Here is a 19,893-nt window from a genome sequence, read left to right as displayed (position 1 = left end):
CTCCCGGTGTGAGCCGCCCCGTCCTCGTCCTGACGCACGCCCCGCACGAGGGTCCCGGTCTGATCACCCGCGCGCTCGACGAGCTCCCGCACCGCATCCGCACGGTCCTCGACACCCCTGACCCCCGCCTGCCGTCGCTCGACGAGCTCGGCGGGCTGGTGGTGATGGGCGGGCCCATGGACGCCGACGACGCCGGGCACCCGGGGCTCGCCGCCGAACGACGGCTGCTCGCGGAGGCCGTCGACGCCGACGTCCCCGTGCTCGGCGTGTGCCTGGGCATGCAGATCCTCGCGCTCGCACTCGGTGGCGAGCTGCACCGCCGGAACGGCACCGAGATCGGGTTCGCCCCGGTCGAGGTCGTGCACGACGACCCGCTGCTCGCACCGCTCGGTGCGGCACCCACCGTGCTGCACTGGCACGACGACGCCGTCGCCCTCCCCCCGGGTGCCACGCTCCTGGCCCGCTCGGCGACCACCCCCGTGCAGGCCTTCCGCGCCGGTAGTGCCGTGGGCCTGCAGTTCCACGTCGAGATCGACCGCACGCTCCTCGACCTGTGGCTGACGACCCCGGTCATGGTCGACGACCTGGCCGACGGCGACGCGGACCTCATCCGCACCCAGGGCGCGCACCACCTGCCCGGCCTGGTGCCTGCCGCCGTGGCCGGGCTGAGCACCTTCGCGGACGCGGTCCGCGCACGGGGATGAGCCGGTGACGGGCACCGGGGACGTCACGCACGCACCGGGCGGTGCCCGTGCGGACCTGGTCGCGCTGTGCGAGCGGTCCGCCCGCGGTGAGGTCCACGGTCCGAGCCTTCCGGCGCTCGTCCCCGACGGACCCGCGACCGTCGCCCGTCCGGCCGCCGTGCTGGTGCTCTTCGGGGTGCTCGACGCCGCGCTCGCCGCGGCGCCCCCCATCGGTGCCACCCACGTCGCTTCCGACCTCGACGTGCTCCTGCAGCGCCGTGCCGGGACGCTGCGCAGCCACCCGGGGCAGATCTCGTTCCCCGGCGGACGGATCGAGCCCGAGGACGCCGGACCCGAAGCGGCGGCCCTGCGGGAGGCCGCGGAGGAGACCGGGCTCGACCCGACCGGCGTGGAGGTGCTCGGTACGCTCCCGCCCGTCGCGGTGGCCGTCTCCAGGCACGTGGTCACCCCCGTCCCCGCGTGGTGGACGAGGCCCTCGACCGTCGCCGCCGTCGACCATGCCGAGACCGTCGACGTCTTCCGTGTGCCCGTCGCCGACCTGCTGGACCCTGCCCGCCGGGCGTCGGTCTCCGTCCGCGACGGCCGGGTGCGCGTGCCGGCGTTCGTGCTGGACGACGACGTGGTCGTGTGGGGGTTCACCGCCTGGGTGCTCGATCTGGTGTTCGACCAGGTCGGCTGGACGCTCGCCTGGGACCGTGACCGCCTCGTCGAGCGGCCCCGCTGATGCCGTCGGTCGAACCGTCCCCCACGACCGCCGCGCCCGCAGGACCCGTCCCGGAGATCGACGTCACGTCCGACCTGGTGCGCGACCTGCTGCGCGCGCAGCACCCGGACCTGGCCGACCTGCCGCTCGTACCGTTCGCCTCCGGCTGGGACAACAGGATGTGGCGGCTCGGCGACGCGCTCGCGGTGCGCCTGCCCGTACGGGCGATCGCCGCCCCGCTGGTGCAGAACGAGCAGCGGTGGCTGCCGGTGCTGGCGCCCCTGCTGCCCGTCGACACCCCGGTGCCCGTCCGCACGGGCCGCCCGGGGGCGGGCTACCCGTGGGCGTGGAGCGTGGTCCCGTGGTTCGCCGGGACCGTCGCCGCCGCGACCCCGGTCGCCGAACGGACACCGTGGGCCACGGAGCTGGCCGACACCTTCGTGGCCCTGCACGTGCCGGCGCCGCCGGACGCGCCCGTCAACCCGGTCCGCGGGGTACCGCTGGCCGACCGCGCGGACGTGGTACGGTCCCGTCTGACGCACCTGCTCGTGCCGGAACGGGAGGCGCTGCTCGCGCGCTGGGACGCGCTCGTGGGCTCACCCGTCTGGCAGGGGCCGGCGCTCTGGCTGCACGGCGACCCGCACCCGGCGAACCTGCTGGTAGCCGACGGGCACCTGCGGGCGGTCCTCGACTTCGGCGACGTCACCGCCGGCGACCCGGCGAGCGACCTGAGCACCGCGTGGCTGACGTTCGACGAGACCGGCCGCGAGGCCTTCCGTGCCCGGGTCACCGCGGGTGCGGGCTGGGACGAGGCGATGTGGCTGCGCGCCGAGGCGTGGGCCGTGGCGATGGCCGCCGTCATGCTCGCCCACCCTGAGGACCATCCGCTCCTGGCGGAGGTCGGCCGGCACGCCGTCAGCCAGATACTGGGTCGATGACCGCGCGACGCAGCGCCGATCCCGTGACCGTGCCGACCGGCATCGCGGTGACGGACTTCCTGGCGGGGATCGTCCACCCGGCGCGTCGTCGCGACGCCGACCGGCTCGTGTCGCTCTACACGGGACTGACCGGGCAGCCGGCCCGCATGTGGGGCCCGTCGATCATCGGCTTCGGCACGTACCACTACCGCTACGCGTCCGGACGCGAGGGCGACGCGGCGGCCGCCGGGTTCTCGCCGCGCAAGGCCGCGACCACCCTGTACCTGCCGGACGGGGTCGGTGCCCACGCCGACCTGCTGGAGCGGCTCGGTCCGCACACGACGGGCGTCGGCTGCCTCTACGTCAAGGATCTCGACGGGGTCGACCTCGAGGTCCTGACCGCCGTCCTGGGCAGGTCGTGGGCGACGGTCACGGCCACGACGCCGTTCACCACACGCCTGTCGGGCCCGCACGCCGGCTGACGTCCCGGCCACGCCTGACCAGAGCACCCCCGCCGGACCCGAGGCAACGCGCCGACCTGTCGGCTCACACCGCCCCGCTCGCGACGGAGCCGGCACCCCCGCAAGGGCACCGGCTCCGCGCGACAGGCGCGAGCGCGCTCAGGTCCGACGCCGTCAGGCGACGCCGGCCACCTGGCGCAGCACGTACTGCAGGATCCCGCCGTTGCGGTAGTAGTCCGCCTCGCCGGGCGTGTCGATCCGCACGACCGCGTCGAACGCGACGACCGAGCCGTCCGCCTTGGTGGCCGTCACGGCCACCGTGCGCGGCGTGACGCCCTCGTTGAGCGCCGTCACACCGGCGATGTCGAACGTCTCGGTGCCGTCCAGGCCGAGGGAGTCGGCCGACTCGCCCTCCGGGAACTGCAGCGGGAGCACGCCCATGCCGATGAGGTTCGACCGGTGGATCCGCTCGAAGCTCTCGGTGATGACCGCCTTGACGCCCAGCAGCCGGGTGCCCTTGGCGGCCCAGTCGCGCGAGGAGCCCGAGCCGTACTCCTTGCCGCCGAGCACCACGAGCGGGACGCCCGCGGCCTGGTAGGCGACCGAGGCGTCGTAGATCGTCGTCTGCTCACCGGTCAGCAGGTTCCTGGTGAACCCGCCCTCGACACCGGGGACCAGCTGGTTGCGCAGCCGGATGTTCGCGAACGTGCCGCGGATCATCACCTCGTGGTTGCCGCGTCGCGAGCCGTAGGAGTTGAAGTCGCGACGGTCCACGCCGTGCTCGGCCAGGTACGCACCCGCGGGGCTGTCGGCCTTGATGGACCCGGCCGGGCTGATGTGGTCGGTCGTCACCGAGTCGCCCAGCTTGGCGAGCACGCGGGCGCCCGCGATGTCGGTGACGGGATCCGGCGTGGCGCCCATGCCGTCGAAGTACGGGGGCTTGCGCACGTACGTCGACTCGGCGTCCCAGTCGAAGGTGTTGCCCTCGGGCGTGGGCAGCGCACGCCAGCGCTCGTCACCGGAGAACACGTCGGCGTAGTCGTGGGTGAACATCGCCCGGTCGATCGAGGCGTCGATCGTGGCCTGCACGAGCTCGGGCGAGGGCCACAGGTCGCGCAGGAAGATCGGCGAACCGTCCTCGGCGCGGCCCAGCGGGTCGGCCTCGAAGTCGAAGTCCATGGTGCCCGCGAGCGCATAGGCGATGACCAGCGGCGGCGAGGCCAGGTAGTTCATCTTGATGTCGGGGTTGATGCGCCCCTCGAAGTTGCGGTTGCCGGACAGCACCGCGGCGACGGCCAGGTCGTGGGCGTTGATCGCCTCGGAGACCTTCTCGTCGAGCGGGCCGGAGTTGCCGATGCAGGTCGCGCAGCCGTAGCCGACCAGGTGGAAGCCGAGCTTCTCCAGGTACGGCCAGAGGCCTGCCTTCTCGTAGTAGTTCGTGACGACCTGCGAGCCGGGAGCCATCGAGGTCTTGACCCACGGCTTGGCGGTCAGGCCCTTCTCGACGGCGTTCTTGGCCAGCAGCGCGGCGGCGAGCATGACCGAGGGGTTCGAGGTGTTCGTGCACGAGGTGATCGAGGCGATCGCGACCGCGCCGTGGAACAGCCCGAACGAGTGCCCCTGCGAGTCCGTGACCTTGACGGTGTGGTCGGTCGGCGCGGACACGGCCGGGGAGTCGGAGGCGGGGAACGACTCACGCTCAGCCTCGTCGACGCCGTTGCCGACCTCGGGCGCGTAGGTGGGCAGGTCGCGCTGGAACTGCTCCTTGGCCCGCGAGAGCTCGATGCGGTCCTGCGGGCGCTTCGGCCCCGCGATCGAGGGCACGACGGTGGACAGGTCGAGCTCGAGGTACTCGGAGAACAGCGGCTCGACGTAGCCGGGGGCCGTGGGGTCGAGCCACATGCCCTGCTCCTTGGCGTAGGCCTCGACCAGGTCGAGCTGCTCCTGCGCGCGCCCGGTGAGTCGCAGGTAGTCGATCGTCACGGAGTCGACCGGGAAGATCGCGACCGTGGAGCCGAACTCGGGGCTCATGTTGCCGATGGTCGCGCGGTTGGCGAGCGGGACCGCCGCGACGCCCTCGCCGTAGAACTCCACGAACTTGCCGACCACGCCGTGCTGGCGCAGCTTCTGGGTGATCGTCAGGACGACGTCAGTCGCGGTGACCCCGGCCGGGATCTGCCCGACGAGCTTGAAGCCGACGACGCGCGGGATGAGCATCGAGACGGGCTGGCCGAGCATGGCCGCCTCGGCCTCGATGCCACCGACGCCCCAGCCGAGCACGCCCAGGCCGTTGACCATCGTGGTGTGCGAGTCGGTGCCCACGCACGTGTCGGGGTACGCCCTGCCGTCGCGGACCATGACGCCACGGGCCAGGTACTCGATGTTCACCTGGTGCACGATGCCGGTGCCCGGGGGAACGACCTTGAAGTCGTCGAACGCGGTCTGGCCCCAGCGCAGGAACTGGTACCGCTCGCGGTTGCGCTCGTACTCCAGGGCGACGTTGCGCTCGAACGCGTCAGCGCGACCGGCGACGTCGATCTGCACGGAGTGGTCGATGACCATCTCGGCGGGTGCGAGCGGGTTGATGCGCTCGGGGTCGCCCCCGAGGTCGGCGACCGCCTCGCGCATGGTGGCCAGGTCGACCACGCACGGGACGCCGGTGAAGTCCTGCATGATCACGCGGGCCGGGGTGAACTGGATCTCGGTGTCGGGCTGGGCGTCGGGGTCCCAGCCGGCCAGGGCGCGCACGTGGTCCGCGGTGATGTTCGCGCCGTCCTCGGTGCGCAGCAGGTTCTCGGCGAGCACCTTGAGGCTGAACGGCAGCCTCTCGAGCCCCGGGACCGCGGCGAGGCGGTACACCTCGTACGAGGCGTCACCGACCTCGAGCGTTCCCTTCGAACCGAAGCTGTCGACGCTGCTCACGTGGGGCTCCTTCGCTTGGCGTTGTGCCGGTGCCGGCCGGGGACCGGCGGACTGCCGCACCCGTGCGACCGCGGGGTCGGGGTGCGGCGGTGGTGCGACCACCCAGCGTAGGGCCCGGCGCACCGGCAGTTATCTCGACGTCAAGATACATCGTCGAGCGGGCGGACGCACACCACGAGCAGGCCCACGGACGCACGCGGCCGAGCACCGTCACGGGCACGGCGCCACGCGGACACCGGCAGGCGACGGGCACGCCCGCAGGGTGCTCCCCGGGCGTGCCCGTGTGCGACGCCACGCGCTGACGGCCACGTCACCGTGGCCCGTGGCCGTCAGTGCGCGCCCTCGTCCTCGTTCTCCTGCGCGTCCTGCTGGGCGTGCTCCTGGGCCGCCTGCTGCGCCTTGCGCTCGGCCTCGACCGCACGCTGCTGCGCCCGCACGTCGTACTCGGGCGTGCCGGACTTGTACAGCTCGCGCGTCGCCGCGCGGCTCGCCTCGGCCAGGCGGTGGTCGGCGTCCTTGTCTGTCACAGCGGAACTCCCTCCGGCCGGGCCGGGACGGTCCGGCTGCCTTCACGCTAGCCCGCCGCACGGGGTGCCGCACGGGCGCTGTCGGCCCGGCCGCAGACGCCGCTCAGCGACTCAGGACGGCAACGGCCTCGAGGTGGTGCGTCATCGGGAACAGGTCCAGGCCACGCACCCGGTCGAGCCCGTAGCCGGCCTCGGCGAGGAACGCGATGTCACGCGCCAGCGCGGCCGGGTCGCACGCGACGTAGACCACGCGCGAGGGCCGCAGCTCGGCCACGGCCGCGCACACCGCCCGTCCCGCGCCCGTGCGCGGCGGGTCGAGCACCACGGCATCGGCATGGACGACGTCCGAGTCGGCGTCCTGGGCGCCCTGCAGCACACGCAGCACGTCACCCGCGTGCAGCTCCACGTTGCGGCGGTCGTGCACGTTGCGCCGGGCGTCGCGCACGGCACGCTCGTCGCCCTCGACCGCGACGACCTCTCCCGTCTCCCCCACCGCGTCGGCCAACGGCGTGGTGAACAGACCGGCACCCGCGTAGAGGTCGAGCACCGTGGCACCCTCCACGTCGCCCAGACCGGCGATCACGGCGTCGACCAGGACCCCGGGGGCCTCGCGGTGCACCTGCCAGAACCCCGCGGCGGCCACCCGGTAGTCGTACCGGACCTCACCGTGCTGCACGACCTCGCGCACCGAGGCGCGCGCGTTGGGGCGCGTGTCCAGCCGCCCACGACTGAAGTCGAACGGCAGACCGTCCACGAGCACCACGGGCGTGTCCCCACCGGCAGGGGCCACGACCTCGATCCGCGTCCCCGGGCGCCAGCGGCGCTCGAACAGCCCCAGGTCGGCGATCGCCTCGTTGGCCAGCGGCATCGAGGTCAGCGGGTGCACGTCGTGCGAGCGGTGGGCGCGCATCCCGGCCCGCCCCTGCGCGTCCGCGACGAGCTCGATCCGGGTCCGCCACCCCAGGCCACCGCGCTCGTCGTCGCCAGGAGCGGCCTCGACCTGCACGTCCTGCTCCGGCAGGTCCAGCCGGGCCAGCCGACGCAGCTGCTCGGCCAGCACCGTGGACTTCCAGGCACGCTGCGCGCCGAGCGCCACGTGCGCCAGCTCGCCGCCGCCCACACCGCCAGGGCCTGCGGCCGGCCACGCGGAGGGCACCCGGTCCGGCGAGGCCTCGAGGACCTCGACGGCGTCGCCGCGCCAGAACTTCGCCGACTCCTCGGCCTCGGTCAGGCGTACGCGCACACGCTCGCCGGGCAGCGTGTGCCGGACGAAGACGACCCGACCCTCGTGCCGCGCGACGCAGTGGCCGCCGTGCGCGACCGGACCGATCTCGAGCTCGACGAGCGAGCCGTCATCGGCAGGGTCCTGCGGGGAGGTCGTCTCAGTAGCCACGCGGAACGGTACCCCGGACCGGGTCCTCCAGGCCCGTCTGCCCCTCGGTCGACGCCAGCTGCCACGGCACGGACGCGACCACCACGCCCGGGGTGAACAGCAGCCGGCCCTTGAGCCGCAGCGCGCTCTGGTTGTGCAGCAGCTGCTCCCACCAGTGACCGACCACGTACTCGGGGATGTACACCACCACGAGGTCGCGCGGGCTGTCCCGCCGGATCGAGCGCACGTACGTCAGGACCGGGCGGGTGATCTCCCGGAACGGTGAGTCGAGCACCTTCAGCGGCACGGGAAGACCCATCTCCTCCCACTGCGCCCGCAGGCGCTCGACGTCGTCGGCGTCCACGCCCACGGTCACGGCCTCGAGCTCGTGGGGGCGCGAAGCCCGCGCGTACGCCAGGGCCCGCATGGTCGGGCGGTGCAGGTGGGAGACCAGCACGAGCGCGTGCACCCGGCTCGGCAGGGCCTTGGCCTGCTCGGCGTCGGCACCGAGCGCGAGCTCAGCCCGCACGCGCTCGTAGTGCCCGTGGATGCCCTTCATCAGCACGAAGACCGCCACCATGGCGATGATCGCGATGTAGGCGCCGTGCGTGAACTTCGTGATGAGCACGATGATGAGCACCGTCGCGGTCATCGCGAGCCCGATGGTGTTGATCACGCGCGAGCGCTTCATCGCGATGCGCGCCTTGGGGTCGGGTTCGGTCGCCAGGTGGCGGGTCCAGTGCCGGACCATGCCGAGCTGGCTCAGGGTGAACGAGACGAACACACCCACGATGTACAGCTGGATCAGGCGGGTCACCTGGGCGTCGAAAGCCCAGATCAGGGCGATCGCGGCCGCGGCCAGCGTGATGATGCCGTTGGAGAACGCCAGACGGTCACCGCGCGTGTGCAGCTGTCGAGGCAGGTAGCCGTCCCGGGCCAGGATCGAGCCGAGCACCGGGAACCCGTTGAACGCCGTGTTCGCGGCGAGCACCAGGATCAGCCCGGTCACGACCGCGACCAGGACCGCCATGAACGGGAGCCCCTGGAAGACGGCCGCCGAGAGCTGACTGATCACCGGGTGCTGCACGTACTCCTCACCGACGGGCACACCGCCGTCGAGCAACTGGACCGCAGGGTCCTCGGCGAACCGGATACCGGTGGCACCGGCGAGCAGCAGGATCGACATGATCATCGCGACCGAGATCCCGCCCAACAACGCCAGCGTCGTCGCGGCGTTCTTCGACTTCGGCTTCTCGAACGCCGGCACGCCGTTGCTGATCGCCTCGACACCCGTCAGCGCCGCACACCCGGACGCGAACGCCCTCAGGACCAGGAACCCTCCCGCGATCCCGGCGATGCCGTTCTCGAGCGACCCCTCGCCCACCAGGTCCAGGCCCGCGCTCTCGGCGGCCGGCAGCGTGCCGGTCGCATAGCGGATCGCCCCGACCACGGCGACCGCACCGATCGCGAACATGAACAGGTACACCGGGATCGCGAACGCGCTGCCCGACTCCTTCACGCCGCGCAGGTTCGCGAGCGTGAGCAGCACGACCAGGCCGATCGCGAACGCGGTCTCGTGGCCGCGCAGCGCAGGCAGGGCGGTGGCCGCGTACTGGGCGCCGGAGGAGATCGACACGGCAACCGTCAGGACGTAGTCCACGAGCAGGGCGCTCGCCACGGTCACGCCGGCGTTGGGCCCGAGGTTCACCGTCGCGACCTCGTAGTCACCGCCGCCGGAGGGGTAGGCGTGCACGTTCTGCCGGTAGGAGGCGACCACGGTGAGCATGACCAGCACCACCGCCATGCCCACCCACGGCGAGATCGTCAACGCCGTCAGCCCCGCCAGGGACAGGGTCAGCAGGATCTCGTCGGGCGCGTACGCGACCGACGAGAGCGCGTCCGACGCGAACACAGGGAGCGCGATGCGCTTGGGCAGGAGGGTGTGACCGAGTCGGTCGCTGCGGACGGGACGTCCTAGCAGCAGTCGCTTGGCCGCATCTGCGAGATCCGACACGAGGCCTCATGCTAGGCCCCTCCCGGGCACCTGCATCATGAGAGACGTCCCGAGCACCGACGCAGGACCCGGGGCGGGCACAGGTCGACCGCCCGGGCTATAGGGTCTGCCGTGTGCACTTCGTGATCATGGGCTGCGGCCGTGTCGGCGCCACGCTCGCACAGTCCCTCGAGAGCAACGGCCACGGCGTGGCGGTCATCGACCAGAACCCCGAGGCGTTCCGCCGGCTCGACGCCCACTTCGGCGGCCGCAAGGTCACCGGGCTCGGCTTCGACCGCGACACGCTGGTCCAGGCCGGCATCGAGGACGCGTACGGGTTCGCAGCGGTCTCCGACGGCGACAACTCGAACATCCTGGCGGCCCGCGTCGTGCGCGAGACGTTCGGCATCGAGAACGTCGTCGCCCGGATCTACGACCCCCACCGTGCCGAGATCTACCAGCGGCTCGGCATCCCGACGGTCGCGACCGTGCGCTGGACGTCCGACCGCGTGCTGCGCCGGCTGCTCCCCCTCGGCGCCACCGACGAGTTCCGTGACTCCTCCGGGCAGATCCAGCTCGCCCAGGTCGACGTCCACACCGCGTGGGTGGGTCGCCCGCTGCGCGCGCTCGAAGAGGCCAGCGGCGCCCGCGTCGCCTACGTCACCCGTTACGGCGACGGCGTCCTGCCGACGACCGACACCGTCCTCCAGGAGAACGACACCGTGCACGTGCTCATGCGCGCCACCGAGGCCGACCAGGTCGAACGCGTCCTCACCTCGGCACCGAAGGCGGAGTCATGAGGGTCGTCATCGCCGGGGCCGGGTCCGTCGGCCGGTCCATCGCCCGAGAGCTGCTCGGCCACGGCCACGAGGTCACCCTCGTGGACCGTCAGCCGTCCGCGATGCGCGTCGCCCAGGTGGCCGACGCCGACTGGCTGCTGGCCGACGCGTGCGAGCTGCCGACGCTGCGCGAGGTGCGCGCCGACGAGGCCGACGTGTTCGTCGCCGCGACCGGTGACGACAAGGCCAACCTGGTCATCTCGCTGCTCGCGAAGACGGAGTTCGGCGTGCCGCGCACGGTCGCGCGCGTGAACAACCCGAAGAACGAGTGGCTGTTCGACGAGGCCTGGGGCGTGGACGTCGCCGTGTCGACCCCGCGGATCATGACGGCCATGGTCGAGGAGGCCGTGGCCGTCGGCGACCTGGTGCGGATCTTCACGTTCCACCAGTCGCGTGCGGACATCCTCGAGCTCACGTTGCCCGACGACTCCGCGCTGGTCGGCGTGCGCGTCGGTCAGATCGAGTGGCCCGACGACACGGTCCTGGCCTGCATCGTGCGCGACACGCGTCCGATCGCGCCGAGCCCGGACGACACGCTCGAGGGCCGGGACGAGCTGCTGTTCGTCACGGGTCGCGACGCGGACGAGAAGGAGCTCGAGCTGCTCCTGACCCGCGGACCAGCATCCAGCTGAGCCAGAGGGCGACCGCTGTCAGCGGCACGCCCATCGCAAGCTTCGCGGTGCCCAACCAGGCGACCTCACCACCGAGGTAGAACGGGACCTGGACGAGCAGCCGGAGCCCGAACAGCGCGACCCACGGCCAGGTCGCCAACGTGTACCGGCGCCGCAGCGAACGGTCCTGCCGCCAGGCGACGGCGGCAGGCCAAGAGCCGCCGGCGAGCGGACCCGCCTTGTCGAACAGCCCCATGACGAGGCCGACGAGCGGCCAGCCCACCAGGACCGAGACCAGGGTTCCCGCCAGGTAGCCGGCGTTCACGAGCAGGCCGTAGAGGAAGTAGTCCTCGGCCTCGCCCGTGCGCCACGCCCACAGCACACCGATGCCCACGCCGAGGACGCCCGAGAACGCCTGGGTCGGCGGCGTGCGCTGCACCAGCCGGACCAGGACCGCGAGGACCGCCGCTCCGGCCGACGCGATCAGAGCCGGGGCCAGGCGCTGCCCCGCGGCCAGGTAGACCACCACGAACAGCAGGCCGGGCACCACCGACTCGACGACGCCGCGCACACCGCCCAGCGCGTCGAGCGCGGAGAACTCCTCCTGCGTGAGGGCCCGCATGCCACGCGCCCCGACGGTGGCGTCGTCGGCCCGGCCGTCCCGGTGCGCGAGATCAGGGTCCGGGGTCACGGTCGCGTCGTCGACGCCGTCGGCGTTCACTCACTCACCCGGGCGCGGGCGCAGCTCGTACGCGGGGTTGAACACGGTCCGCCGACCGTCGACCTCGCACACCATGCCCTCGATCCGCAGCCGGCGACCGGGGGCGATCCCGGCGATCTCCCGACGACCGAGCCAGACCAGGTCGAGCGTTCCGCTGCCGTCGTACAGCTCGGCCTCGAGCGCGGGCACGCCCTCGCGCGGGCGCCACGTCATCGAGCGCACGACACCGGAGACGGTCGCCCGGGTGCGGTCCTTCACGGTGCCGACCGGGGTGCAGCCGACGAAGTGCTCGGCCTCGACACGCTCCTCGTCGGCCTCGATCTCGGCCTGGGAGGCCACCACCTTGCGCAGGCGCTCTCGCAACGTCGTCATCGGATCTCCGTGATCTCAGGGCCGCGCGTGAGCGGGTCGAACGTCGCGACCTCCGGGGTCACCGGAGGCCCCGGGACGGGTCCGCCCCCGGGCAGCGACAGGGGCAGCAGGTCGCGCGGCGGCCTGGCGTCCGTGCCCCGGACCACGACGATCCGGGAGAACACCTGCTCGAGCGCACGAGCGGCCTCGGGCTCGACGGCCGCCTTGCCCGTCACCACGCCGCGCAGGAACCAGCGCGGGCCGTCCGTCCCGATGAACCGCGCCGGGCGATGACCCGTGCGCCCCTCGGGCGTGCGGATCGGCAGGCGGGCGAGCAGCTCGCGACCGAACGGACCCGGCAGGTCGTCCGCCGAACCACCCTGCTGCGTGACCGACTCGGCGATCTCGGACCGGATCTCGTCCCAGATGCCGTCCGTGCGGGGGGCGGCGAAGGCCTGCACCTGCAGCGACGAGCCGTCGAGCAGGACGGTGGCCGCCGAGACGACGTTGGTCGCCTTGTCGATCTCCATGCGCAGCTCCATCCCGGGCACGCCCGGCAGGCGCAGGGCGCCCAGGTCCACGCGCACGACCTCGTCGTCGACGTCGTCGGCGTCCCAGGGACCACGGGGACGCCCGACGGTCGTCACGTCGAGGTCGACGTCGGTCTCGGGCTCGTCGGACGGGCCGACCTCACCGGACTGCGTCTCGACGACCTCGTCGTCGACGTCGGGCTTGGCTCCACGCCGGAACAGACCCACGTGCTCACTCCTCCATGGCGCGCACGACGCGCACCGCTCTGATCGAGACTAGTCCGCCCCCGCAGCGGGGGCACCGCCCTGACGGACCGTGCTCACGGTCCGGACGTCGCAGCCTTCCACCCGCCCGAGGAGCCGAAGCCGCCCTCACCGCGATGCGATCCGGGAAGCCGTTCGGCCTCGACGAAACGAGCCCGTTCGACACGCTGCACGACCAGCTGGGCGATGCGGTCCCCGCGGTGCAGGGTGAGCGCGTGCTCGACGTCCGTGTTGAGCAGGGTCACCGCGATCTCGCCGCGGTAGCCGGCGTCCACGGTGCCCGGGGCGTTGACGATCGTCAGCCCGTGCTTCGCGGCCAGGCCCGAACGCGGGTGCACGAACGCGGCGAACCCGTCCGGGAGGGCGATCGCGACACCGGTCGGGACGGTGACCCGCCCCTGCGGCGGGACGACCACGTCCACCCGCGTGACCAGGTCGGCGCCCGCGTCACCCGGGTGCGCGTACGACGGGGCGGGGAGGTCGGGGTCCAGCCGCAGCAGGAGCACCTCGGTCGTGGGGACGTCCGTCACGGTGCCGAACCCTACAGTGCCCGCGACCCTCGTCCGTCGGATCGCGGTGGGATGCTGGGCTCCATGTCCGACCAGCCGTCCTCCCCCGCAGCCGCTCCCGGCGACCCCACCGACCCGGCGGCCACGGCCGACGGCTCCGCGCCGGACGCGCCGCACGGCTTCGACGAGCGGCTGTGGCCCGGCCCGCTCGGCTGGGCGCTCACGGCGCTCTTCGGACTCGTGCTGGGCGTCATCCTGGTGCCCGTGTCGGTGCCGCTCGCGACGGCGGTCGCCGTCGTCGGCCTGGCGGGGGCGCTCACCGCGATGGCCTCGGCGACCCCCCGGGTCGCGCTCGTCGACGGGCACCTGCTGGCCGGACGCGCACGCATCCCCGTGGGTCTGCTGGGCGAGGTCGCACCGCTCGACCGGGCCGGGGTACGGACGGCCATGGGACCGGGCCTCGACGCGCGGGCCTACGTGTGCCTGCGTGCCTGGATCCCCAGCGGCGTGCGCATCGAGGTGATCGACCCGCAGGACCCGACGCCCTACTGGATCGTCTCGACCCGGCACCCGGAGCGGCTCAGGTCGGCCCTGCGAGCAGCGCAGACCACGACATCGCTGCCATGACCCGCTGATCGCGGGCGGACGCACGACGGCCGGCACCCCGAGGGGTACCGGCCGTCGTCGTGCGAGGGGCGGATCGCTCAGGCGGCGCACTCCGAGCACACGGGCATGCCCTCGCGCTCGTAGGCCAGCTGGCTGCGGTGGTGCACGAGGAAGCACCGCGAACAGGTGAACTCGTCAGCCTGCCGCGGCAGGACCCGGACCGACAGCTCCTCGCCGGACAGGTCCGCACCGGGGAGCTCGAAGCCTTCGGCAGCCTCGGTCTCGTCCTCGTCCACCACGCCCGAGTTCTTGTCGGAGCGCCGGGCCTGGAGCTCCTGCAGCGAGTCCTCGCTGAGGTCCTCCTCGGTCTTGCGCGGGGCGTCGTAGTCGGTTGCCATGTGGTGGTTCACACTCCGTGGTCTGTCGGTCGGCGGTACGCGGGCTCAATGCACCGGGGGGCTCATTTGTTCCCTCGCGCGGAGGGATTGTGCACCACTTCCGGAGCGTCCGCGAACACGGACACGTGACCTGCTCGACGTACCGGCCGGTAGGTCCGGTCAGGGACCGGTGTCGGCGCCGCGCTCCTCGAGGAAGGCCACGAGCCGCTCGACGGTCTGCTCCGGACCCGCCACCGCCATCGCACTGCCGGCCCGAGCGCCGTGCAACCCCCGCACCACGGCGCCGGCCTCCTGCGCGACGAGGGAGGCCGCGGCCAGGTCCCAGGGCTGCAGACCCCGCTCGAAGTGCGCGTCGAGGCCTCCGGCGGCGAGCGTGCACAGGTCGAGCGCGGCCGAACCGATGCGTCGGATGTCCCGCACGAGCGGCAGCAGGTCGGCGACGACCGCCGCCTGCGCGCGTCGCCGCTCGGCCACGTAACCGAACCCGGTGCCCACGAGCGAGAGCTCCAGCGGCACCGCAGAATTCACCCGCAGGCGACGCCCGTCCTGGTAGGCACCCTGCCCCAGACCGGCGGTGAACGTACGCCCGTCGACGGGCGCATGGACGCAGCCGGCGAGGACCTGCCACGTCGCCGGGTCCGGGCCTCCCACCACGGCGGCGACCGAGACCGCGTACGCCGGGATGCCGTACAGGTAGTTGACGGTGCCGTCGATCGGGTCGACGACCCAGGTGATCCCGGAGGTGCCCGGCTCGTAGCCCTGCTCCTCGCCGAGGATGCCGTCCTCGGGACGCCACTGCGCGAGCCGCTCACGCAGCAGGTTCTCGGAGGCGAGGTCCATCGCGGTCACCACGTCCTGCGGGCTCGACTTCGTCGCAGCGACCTCCACCCGGTCGGGACGACCCTCGAGCACCAGCGCGCCCGCCTCGCGCGCCAACCGCTCGGCGATCGCGACGAGCTCGCGGATCGCGGACTCTCCGGGGACGGTGGGACCGGTCGTGCCCTCAGGTGTGCTCACCGTGCCATCCTGCCCGACCGCGCCACGGTCCCGGCGCGTGCAGGTGGAACCGCAGCGAGAGCACGCGCAGCGCGAAGATGCCGCCGACCACCAGCAGGCTCGTGGCCGTCGTGTAGGCATCCGCCGCCCAGAGCCCGGCGATCGCCACCGCGCCCAGGAGCGAGGGGATCGCGTAGAGCTGCCGGTGGTGCAGGACCACGGGCACCTCACCGGTGAGCAGGTCACGCAGCACGCCGCCGCCGACACCCGTGAACACCCCGACGAACACCGCCGCGACGGGCGCCGCGCCGTACTCCAGGCCCTTGACCGTGCCGACGACGGTGAACAGGGCGAGCGCCCCGGAGTCGAGCACCACGATCGCCCGTCGCGCACGCACCAGGCTCGGGTGGAAGAAGTACATGACCACACCGGCCGCCACCGCGGTGGCGATCAGCCGCCAGTCCGAGATGCCGACCGGCGGGACCGCCCCGAGGAACACGTCACGCAGCATGCCGCCGCCGAGTCCGGCCGCCCAGGCCAGGACGAGCACGCCGAAGACGTCGAACTGCTTGCGCACCGCCGCCAACGCCCCCGACAGCCCGGACACGAAGACACCGATGATCTCGAGCACCGGCTCGAGCGGAAGGTCTGGCAGCACGCGGGCATCTTCGCAGCCGCGCGCACAGCCCGTCCGACGGCGCACCGCGGCGCCTGACCGCGAACCGGCCGAATCGGTGGCAGGCTCTCCTACCGAGGTACGGGGAGGTCGTATGGGTGAGCTCGAGCTCGTCGGTCTGCACGAGGACGGGGAGCACCTGGTCCTGTCAGCACCGGACGGCACACGATTCCGGGTACGGATCGACGAGGCGCTGCGTGCGGCCGTGCGTCGGGACCGGCCGCAGCTCGAACAGCTGCGCGCGCAGGGCGCCGGGGCGTTGAGCCCGCGCGAGATCCAGACGCGGATCCGCGCAGGCGCGACCGCCCAGGAGGTCGCCGACGACGCCGACCTCGCGGTCGAGCAGGTGCGCCGCTACGAAGGGCCCGTCCTGGCCGAGCGGGAGTACGTGGCCGACCAGGCGCGCGCGACCCGGGTCGGGCGTGACGCCGGTGCCCCGCTCCTGGGCGACCTCGTGACGGACCGGCTGGCCGCCCGCGGGGTCGACCTCGACACGCTCGCGTGGGACGCCGCACGGGAGGGCGCCCATCCGTGGGTCGTGCTCGCGCGGTTCACCGTCGGCGACACCGAACGTGTGGCCCGCTGGACCTTCGACTCCGCCAAGCGCACCGTCGTCGCCGACGAGGACGAGGCCCGTTGGCTCTCCGAGACCGAGCTGGCCGACGAACCCGTGGCCCGGCGGCACCTGAGCGCCGTGCGGGACGTCGTCTTCGACTTCCGGGACGGTGCGGTGCTGCCCGCCGAGGGCGACGAGCCCGACCCGCAGGAAGCGACGCACGCGCTGCTCGACGACCTGCGCACACGACGCGGCGTCCGGCAGACCATCGACGAGGACGACGACGGCGAGGAGTTCGAGGGGTTCGGCCCGCCGCACGCCTTCGACTTCGCCCGCGTCGAGTCCGAGGTCCCCGGCGCGCACCCGGTCGACGCCGACCACGAGGCCGAGGCGCGCGTGCTGGGACCGGCCGGCGACGTCCCCGCGCTCGAGGCGCTGCCTGAGATCGTCCCCGGCGTCGGCCCGGCGGACGAGCACGACGAGCCGGTCGAGCGGCCGCGCGCCGCCCGGCGCGGACGCGCCAAGGTGCCCAGCTGGGACGAGATCGTCTTCGGGGCCAAGCCCGAGTGAGGCCTGCCGGAAGGCCCGCTACACGTCGAGCGTGACGTCCTCGGTCGCTGCCAGGGTCTGCGGGCTCGGCGACGCCGCACGGGCGGCCGCCGCGGTCATCCGACGCATGTGGTGGCGGCGGCACAGCACCTCGTAGGCCACCTCGCCCGCGCCCGCCGACACGTCGCCGACGACGACCTGCGCACCCTCGACGACCATCGAGCCACCGACCGTCCGGGCGTTGTGCGTCGCGCGCGAGCCGCACCAGCACAGCGCACGCACCTGCAGCACCTCGACCCGGTCGGCGAGCTCCACGAACCGCGCAGAACCCGGGAACAGCCGGGCACGGAAGTCCGTCGTGATCCCGAAGGCGTACACGTCGACGCCGAGCTCGTCGACCACACGAGCCAGCTGCTCGACCTGCTGGGCCGCGTAGAACTGGGCCTCGTCGCAGATCAGGTAGTCCACAGGACGCCCGTGGGTGCGCCCGGCGATGACCTCGGCCCAGAAGTCCGTCGCAGGTCCGACCTCGTACGCGCTGCGCACCAGCCCGAGGCGGGAGGAGATGGTCGCGGCACCCGCCCGGTCGTGCTGGGTGTAGAGGATCCCGTCGCGTCCGCGCGCTGCATGGTTGTGGTGCATCTGCAGCGCGAGCGTCGACTTGCCGCAGTCCATCGTGCCCGAGAAGAACACCAGCTCGGCCACCGGCCGATCACCCCACCGTCCGTCGAGGTCCGTCGTCGTCCACGGCGCCCAGCGCCGGGTCCATCGTGGCACGCCTCGTCAGCGCGCCGTGCCGTCTCGTCCGACCGACCGACCGACCCGAGGTCGGACGGCCGCCGAGCCCGGGTCCAGCGGTTCGGCGCGTCAGGTGGAGACGAGCACGAACGGCACCAGGACCTCGTGCGGCGTCCCCGAGCCGTGCACGCCCACGAGCTCGAGCGAGGCCGGGGTCTGCGTCGCGGAGTCCACGACGGTCGCGCGACCCGTCATCGCGACCACCACGTCCCCCACGACCGGCAGCACGTGCGGGTCGACCGGACCGAACCACCCGGATCCGACGGCCTCCTCGCGCGTGGCGACGACCGCCGCGTCCCCGAGCACCTCGCGCCACCGACGCGCCACCTGCTCGGAGGCGGAACGCTCGTCGAGGTGCAGGTGCAGCGCGCGGGGCTCCCCCGCCACGAGCGCGACGCCGTCGGCCAGCACCGGGTGCTGCGCGACGTCCCAGCGCTGCGCGCGGTCGACGTCCACCATGCCGTGGTCGGCGGTCACGAGCAGCAGCGTTCCGGCCGGAACGCTACGGGCCAGGCGCGCGAGCTCGCGGTCGAACGCCTCGACCTCGTCGCCCCACTGCCACGAGCCCCACCCGTGGTGGTGCCCGGCCTTGTCGACGTCTCCCCAGTACAGGTAGACCAGGCCCGGCCGTCGCAGCGCCGCCACGGCCGCGTCGACCCGCTGGGTCAGACCCTGGGCCGCCGCGTACGTCGCGCCGCGCAACGCCGCCTCGGTCAGCCCCGAGCCGGCGAACCGCTGCGGCCCGACGCTGGTCACCGACGCACCGTCGGCCGTCAGCTGCTCGAACAGCGTCGGGACGCGCTGCCAGGTGTGGGCGTGCGGCAGCCCGGTCCAGGACACCAGGTTGCCGAGCCGGCCGCTGGCGGGCTCACGGACCGTGTAGCCGAGCATCGCGGTGCGCCCCGGCGAGGCACCGGTGCCGAACGAGCCCATCGCGGTCGCGGTCGTCGAGGGGAACGTGCTGGTCAGCGGTTCACGCTCGTGCAGGTGCCGCCGCAGGAACGGCGAGTGGCCCGAGCGCTCCGCGAGGTTCGTGAACCCGAGGCCGTCGACGAGGACCACGCACACCCGGCTCGTGCGAGGCACGTCGAGGTCGCGCCGCGCATCCGCGGCGTCGGGGTGCACGTCGTGGCCGAGCGCCGAGGCGAGCGCGGGGAGCACCCGCGCGATCCCCCGGGTACCGCCGGGGGTGACGAAGCCCGCCGCGGCCACGTCGGCGGCCAGACGCTCGAGGGGACCCGACTGCAGGTCCGTCATCGGTGGCTGGCGCTCGCGGCCGAGAGCCGACGGGCGAACGTCGTCGCGGCCAGCACCGCGTCGCGCCCCTCGGCTGCGGCGCTGACCCGCACGACGACGTCGTCGGGCGTGAGGGTGCCGGTCAGGCCGTGGTCGGCGTCGCACTGCGGGTCACCGCACGTGGCGGGCTCGAGATCGACGCGGGAGACGGCGCCCCAGCCGATGGCGAGCGTCAGCTCGAGAGCGGGGTTGCCCGGCTGGTGCTGCTCGGGCGTCGGCACGACGTGCGTGAGGGCGACCGAGCGCAGCTCGCTGAGCGGGACCGACTCGGTCGTGGCCGACGCGCTCGTCGAGGGGTGCTCGGAGTCCGCCGGGTGGTCGTCCACGTGCGCGACGACCAGGCGCGTCGGGGTGAGGGCCAGGACGGTCACGTGACGACGCACCTCGGCGGCGTCGAACGTCGTCTCGGGGTGCACGAGGTGGGCGACGACCTGCTCGTCCGCGAGCGCGACGTCCAGGACGTCGGCCACGAGCTCCGGGTAGTAGCCGGCACGGTGCAGGTCGTCACGCAGTTCGGGGAAGGCGGCGGGCACGCACCCATCCTCCCATCCCTCGCGGCCGGCTCGGCCAGGCGGGCCTGGTGGGCCTGGTGGG

The 19,893-nt window shown here is 73.3% G+C and carries 22 protein-coding genes; 8 read left to right on the top strand and 14 right to left on the bottom strand.

Annotation, left to right across the window (positions count from 1 at the left end; all coding sequences use genetic code 11):
• The first annotated feature begins 8 nt into the window (after nucleotides 1–8).
• Genes BKA22_RS16135 through BKA22_RS16120 form a run of 4 tightly spaced genes read left to right on the top strand, consistent with a single transcriptional unit; the run spans nucleotide 9 to nucleotide 2,806 of the window.
• Nucleotides 9–704, top strand: coding sequence for a type 1 glutamine amidotransferase (locus tag BKA22_RS16135; RefSeq protein WP_146951758.1), 696 nt, complete (start codon nucleotides 9–11; stop codon nucleotides 702–704).
• A gap of 4 nt (nucleotides 705–708) precedes the next feature.
• Nucleotides 709–1,428: an NUDIX hydrolase gene (locus BKA22_RS16130; RefSeq protein ID WP_223203427.1), complete on the top strand. Its 720-nt coding sequence runs from the start codon at nucleotides 709–711 to the stop codon at nucleotides 1,426–1,428.
• Nucleotides 1,428–2,345, top strand: a complete 918-nt coding sequence (locus BKA22_RS16125) for an aminoglycoside phosphotransferase family protein (protein WP_146951757.1) — start codon at nucleotides 1,428–1,430, stop codon at nucleotides 2,343–2,345. Before BKA22_RS16130 ends, BKA22_RS16125 begins: the two co-directional genes overlap by 1 nt.
• A complete protein-coding gene (locus BKA22_RS16120; protein ID WP_146951756.1) occupies nucleotides 2,342–2,806 on the top strand; it encodes a DUF1801 domain-containing protein in 465 nt (154 codons plus the stop codon). Before BKA22_RS16125 ends, BKA22_RS16120 begins: the two co-directional genes overlap by 4 nt.
• A gap of 153 nt (nucleotides 2,807–2,959) precedes the next feature.
• Here BKA22_RS16120 and acnA read toward each other — a convergent pair whose 3' ends face one another.
• From acnA to BKA22_RS16100, 4 genes are all read right to left on the bottom strand, one after another.
• Nucleotides 2,960–5,707 (bottom strand): aconitate hydratase AcnA, encoded by a 2,748-nt coding sequence (gene acnA / locus BKA22_RS16115; protein WP_179561825.1) that lies wholly within the window; start codon nucleotides 5,705–5,707, stop codon nucleotides 2,960–2,962.
• A gap of 329 nt (nucleotides 5,708–6,036) precedes the next feature.
• Nucleotides 6,037–6,234, bottom strand: coding sequence for a translation initiation factor 2 (locus tag BKA22_RS16110; protein WP_146951754.1), 198 nt, complete (start codon nucleotides 6,232–6,234; stop codon nucleotides 6,037–6,039).
• Nucleotides 6,235–6,337: 103 nt separating this feature from the next.
• Nucleotides 6,338–7,627 (bottom strand): class I SAM-dependent RNA methyltransferase, encoded by a 1,290-nt coding sequence (locus BKA22_RS16105; RefSeq protein WP_146951753.1) that lies wholly within the window; start codon nucleotides 7,625–7,627, stop codon nucleotides 6,338–6,340.
• The gene (locus BKA22_RS16100) at nucleotides 7,617–9,620 is read right to left on the bottom strand and encodes an APC family permease (protein ID WP_146951752.1); all 2,004 of its coding nucleotides are present in this window, start codon (nucleotides 9,618–9,620) and stop codon (nucleotides 7,617–7,619) included. Before BKA22_RS16100 ends, BKA22_RS16105 begins: the two co-directional genes overlap by 11 nt.
• A 128-nt stretch (nucleotides 9,621–9,748) precedes the next feature.
• Here BKA22_RS16100 and BKA22_RS16095 point away from each other — a divergent pair, with 128 nt between their 5' ends.
• Nucleotides 9,749–10,399, top strand: coding sequence for a potassium channel family protein (locus tag BKA22_RS16095; RefSeq protein WP_146952018.1), 651 nt, complete (start codon nucleotides 9,749–9,751; stop codon nucleotides 10,397–10,399).
• Complete coding sequence (locus BKA22_RS16090) at nucleotides 10,396–11,070, top strand: potassium channel family protein (protein ID WP_146951751.1); 675 nt, start codon at nucleotides 10,396–10,398, stop codon at nucleotides 11,068–11,070. The genes BKA22_RS16095 and BKA22_RS16090 overlap by 4 nt, the downstream gene beginning before the upstream one ends.
• Here the strand turns inward: BKA22_RS16090 and BKA22_RS16085 are convergent.
• The 4 genes from BKA22_RS16085 to dut all read right to left on the bottom strand — a co-directional run bounded on the left by BKA22_RS16085 (nucleotide 11,003) and on the right by dut (nucleotide 13,445).
• On the bottom strand, nucleotides 11,003–11,770 hold the full coding sequence (locus tag BKA22_RS16085) for a DUF3159 domain-containing protein (RefSeq protein ID WP_307725873.1): 768 nt from the start codon (nucleotides 11,768–11,770) through the stop codon (nucleotides 11,003–11,005). The genes BKA22_RS16090 and BKA22_RS16085 overlap by 68 nt on opposite strands.
• Nucleotides 11,771–12,142 carry an OB-fold nucleic acid binding domain-containing protein gene (locus tag BKA22_RS16080; protein WP_146951750.1) on the bottom strand — a complete coding sequence of 124 codons (372 nt, stop codon included), beginning with the start codon at nucleotides 12,140–12,142 and terminating at the stop codon, nucleotides 11,771–11,773.
• Nucleotides 12,139–12,879, bottom strand: a complete 741-nt coding sequence (locus tag BKA22_RS16075) for a DUF3710 domain-containing protein (RefSeq protein ID WP_146951749.1) — start codon at nucleotides 12,877–12,879, stop codon at nucleotides 12,139–12,141. Before BKA22_RS16075 ends, BKA22_RS16080 begins: the two co-directional genes overlap by 4 nt.
• A 92-nt stretch (nucleotides 12,880–12,971) precedes the next feature.
• On the bottom strand, nucleotides 12,972–13,445 hold the full coding sequence (gene dut / locus BKA22_RS16070) for a dUTP diphosphatase (RefSeq protein ID WP_146951748.1): 474 nt from the start codon (nucleotides 13,443–13,445) through the stop codon (nucleotides 12,972–12,974).
• A gap of 63 nt (nucleotides 13,446–13,508) precedes the next feature.
• On the opposite strand from dut, the gene BKA22_RS16065 reads away from it, so the two are divergent.
• Nucleotides 13,509–14,051 (top strand): DUF3093 domain-containing protein, encoded by a 543-nt coding sequence (locus BKA22_RS16065; protein WP_146951747.1) that lies wholly within the window; start codon nucleotides 13,509–13,511, stop codon nucleotides 14,049–14,051.
• 77 nt (nucleotides 14,052–14,128) lie between these two features.
• Here BKA22_RS16065 and BKA22_RS16060 read toward each other — a convergent pair whose 3' ends face one another.
• The 3 genes from BKA22_RS16060 to BKA22_RS16050 all read right to left on the bottom strand — a co-directional run bounded on the left by BKA22_RS16060 (nucleotide 14,129) and on the right by BKA22_RS16050 (nucleotide 16,082).
• A complete protein-coding gene (locus tag BKA22_RS16060; protein ID WP_146951746.1) occupies nucleotides 14,129–14,428 on the bottom strand; it encodes a DUF4193 domain-containing protein in 300 nt (99 codons plus the stop codon).
• Nucleotides 14,429–14,587: 159 nt separating this feature from the next.
• The gene (locus BKA22_RS16055; RefSeq protein WP_179561566.1) at nucleotides 14,588–15,445 is read right to left on the bottom strand and encodes an inositol monophosphatase family protein; all 858 of its coding nucleotides are present in this window, start codon (nucleotides 15,443–15,445) and stop codon (nucleotides 14,588–14,590) included.
• Entirely contained in the window at nucleotides 15,432–16,082 is a 651-nt protein-coding gene (locus BKA22_RS16050; RefSeq protein ID WP_146951744.1) for a trimeric intracellular cation channel family protein, read from the bottom strand. Before BKA22_RS16050 ends, BKA22_RS16055 begins: the two co-directional genes overlap by 14 nt.
• A gap of 112 nt (nucleotides 16,083–16,194) precedes the next feature.
• Here BKA22_RS16050 and sepH point away from each other — a divergent pair, with 112 nt between their 5' ends.
• Nucleotides 16,195–17,226 carry a septation protein SepH gene (gene sepH / locus BKA22_RS16045; protein ID WP_146951743.1) on the top strand — a complete coding sequence of 344 codons (1,032 nt, stop codon included), beginning with the start codon at nucleotides 16,195–16,197 and terminating at the stop codon, nucleotides 17,224–17,226.
• Between the two features lie 18 nt (nucleotides 17,227–17,244).
• Here sepH and BKA22_RS16040 read toward each other — a convergent pair whose 3' ends face one another.
• The 3 genes from BKA22_RS16040 to BKA22_RS16030 all read right to left on the bottom strand — a co-directional run bounded on the left by BKA22_RS16040 (nucleotide 17,245) and on the right by BKA22_RS16030 (nucleotide 19,832).
• Nucleotides 17,245–17,910, bottom strand: coding sequence for a thymidine kinase (locus BKA22_RS16040; RefSeq protein ID WP_146952016.1), 666 nt, complete (start codon nucleotides 17,908–17,910; stop codon nucleotides 17,245–17,247).
• A 162-nt stretch (nucleotides 17,911–18,072) separates the two neighbouring features.
• The gene (locus tag BKA22_RS16035) at nucleotides 18,073–19,260 is read right to left on the bottom strand and encodes an alkaline phosphatase family protein (protein WP_146951742.1); all 1,188 of its coding nucleotides are present in this window, start codon (nucleotides 19,258–19,260) and stop codon (nucleotides 18,073–18,075) included.
• A complete protein-coding gene (locus BKA22_RS16030; protein ID WP_146951741.1) occupies nucleotides 19,257–19,832 on the bottom strand; it encodes a DUF5998 family protein in 576 nt (191 codons plus the stop codon). Before BKA22_RS16030 ends, BKA22_RS16035 begins: the two co-directional genes overlap by 4 nt.
• Nucleotides 19,833–19,893: the final 61 nt, after the last annotated feature.

The organism is Cellulomonas soli, from assembly GCF_013409305.1.
Classification (GTDB): domain Bacteria; phylum Actinomycetota; class Actinomycetes; order Actinomycetales; family Cellulomonadaceae; genus Cellulomonas; species Cellulomonas soli.
Note: the sequence above shows the minus strand (reverse complement) of the source record. Positions and strands in the feature narration are given on the sequence as shown.

What these genes read in the sequence shown, in the direction of transcription:
- BKA22_RS16125 (WP_146951757.1), top strand. Translation starts at nt 1,428, where the DNA reads ATGCCGTCGGTCGAACCGTCCCCCACGACCGCCGCGCCCGCAGGACCC.
- BKA22_RS16120 (WP_146951756.1), top strand. Translation starts at nt 2,342, where the DNA reads ATGACCGCGCGACGCAGCGCCGATCCCGTGACCGTGCCGACCGGCATC.
- BKA22_RS16095 (WP_146952018.1), top strand. Translation starts at nt 9,749, where the DNA reads ATGGGCTGCGGCCGTGTCGGCGCCACGCTCGCACAGTCCCTCGAGAGC.
- BKA22_RS16090 (WP_146951751.1), top strand. Translation starts at nt 10,396, where the DNA reads ATGAGGGTCGTCATCGCCGGGGCCGGGTCCGTCGGCCGGTCCATCGCC.
- BKA22_RS16080 (WP_146951750.1), bottom strand. Translation starts at nt 12,142, where the DNA reads ATGACGACGTTGCGAGAGCGCCTGCGCAAGGTGGTGGCCTCCCAGGCC.
- BKA22_RS16065 (WP_146951747.1), top strand. Translation starts at nt 13,509, where the DNA reads ATGTCCGACCAGCCGTCCTCCCCCGCAGCCGCTCCCGGCGACCCCACC.
- BKA22_RS16060 (WP_146951746.1), bottom strand. Translation starts at nt 14,428, where the DNA reads ATGGCAACCGACTACGACGCCCCGCGCAAGACCGAGGAGGACCTCAGC.
- sepH (WP_146951743.1), top strand. Translation starts at nt 16,195, where the DNA reads ATGGGTGAGCTCGAGCTCGTCGGTCTGCACGAGGACGGGGAGCACCTG.
- BKA22_RS16035 (WP_146951742.1), bottom strand. Translation starts at nt 19,260, where the DNA reads ATGACGGACCTGCAGTCGGGTCCCCTCGAGCGTCTGGCCGCCGACGTG.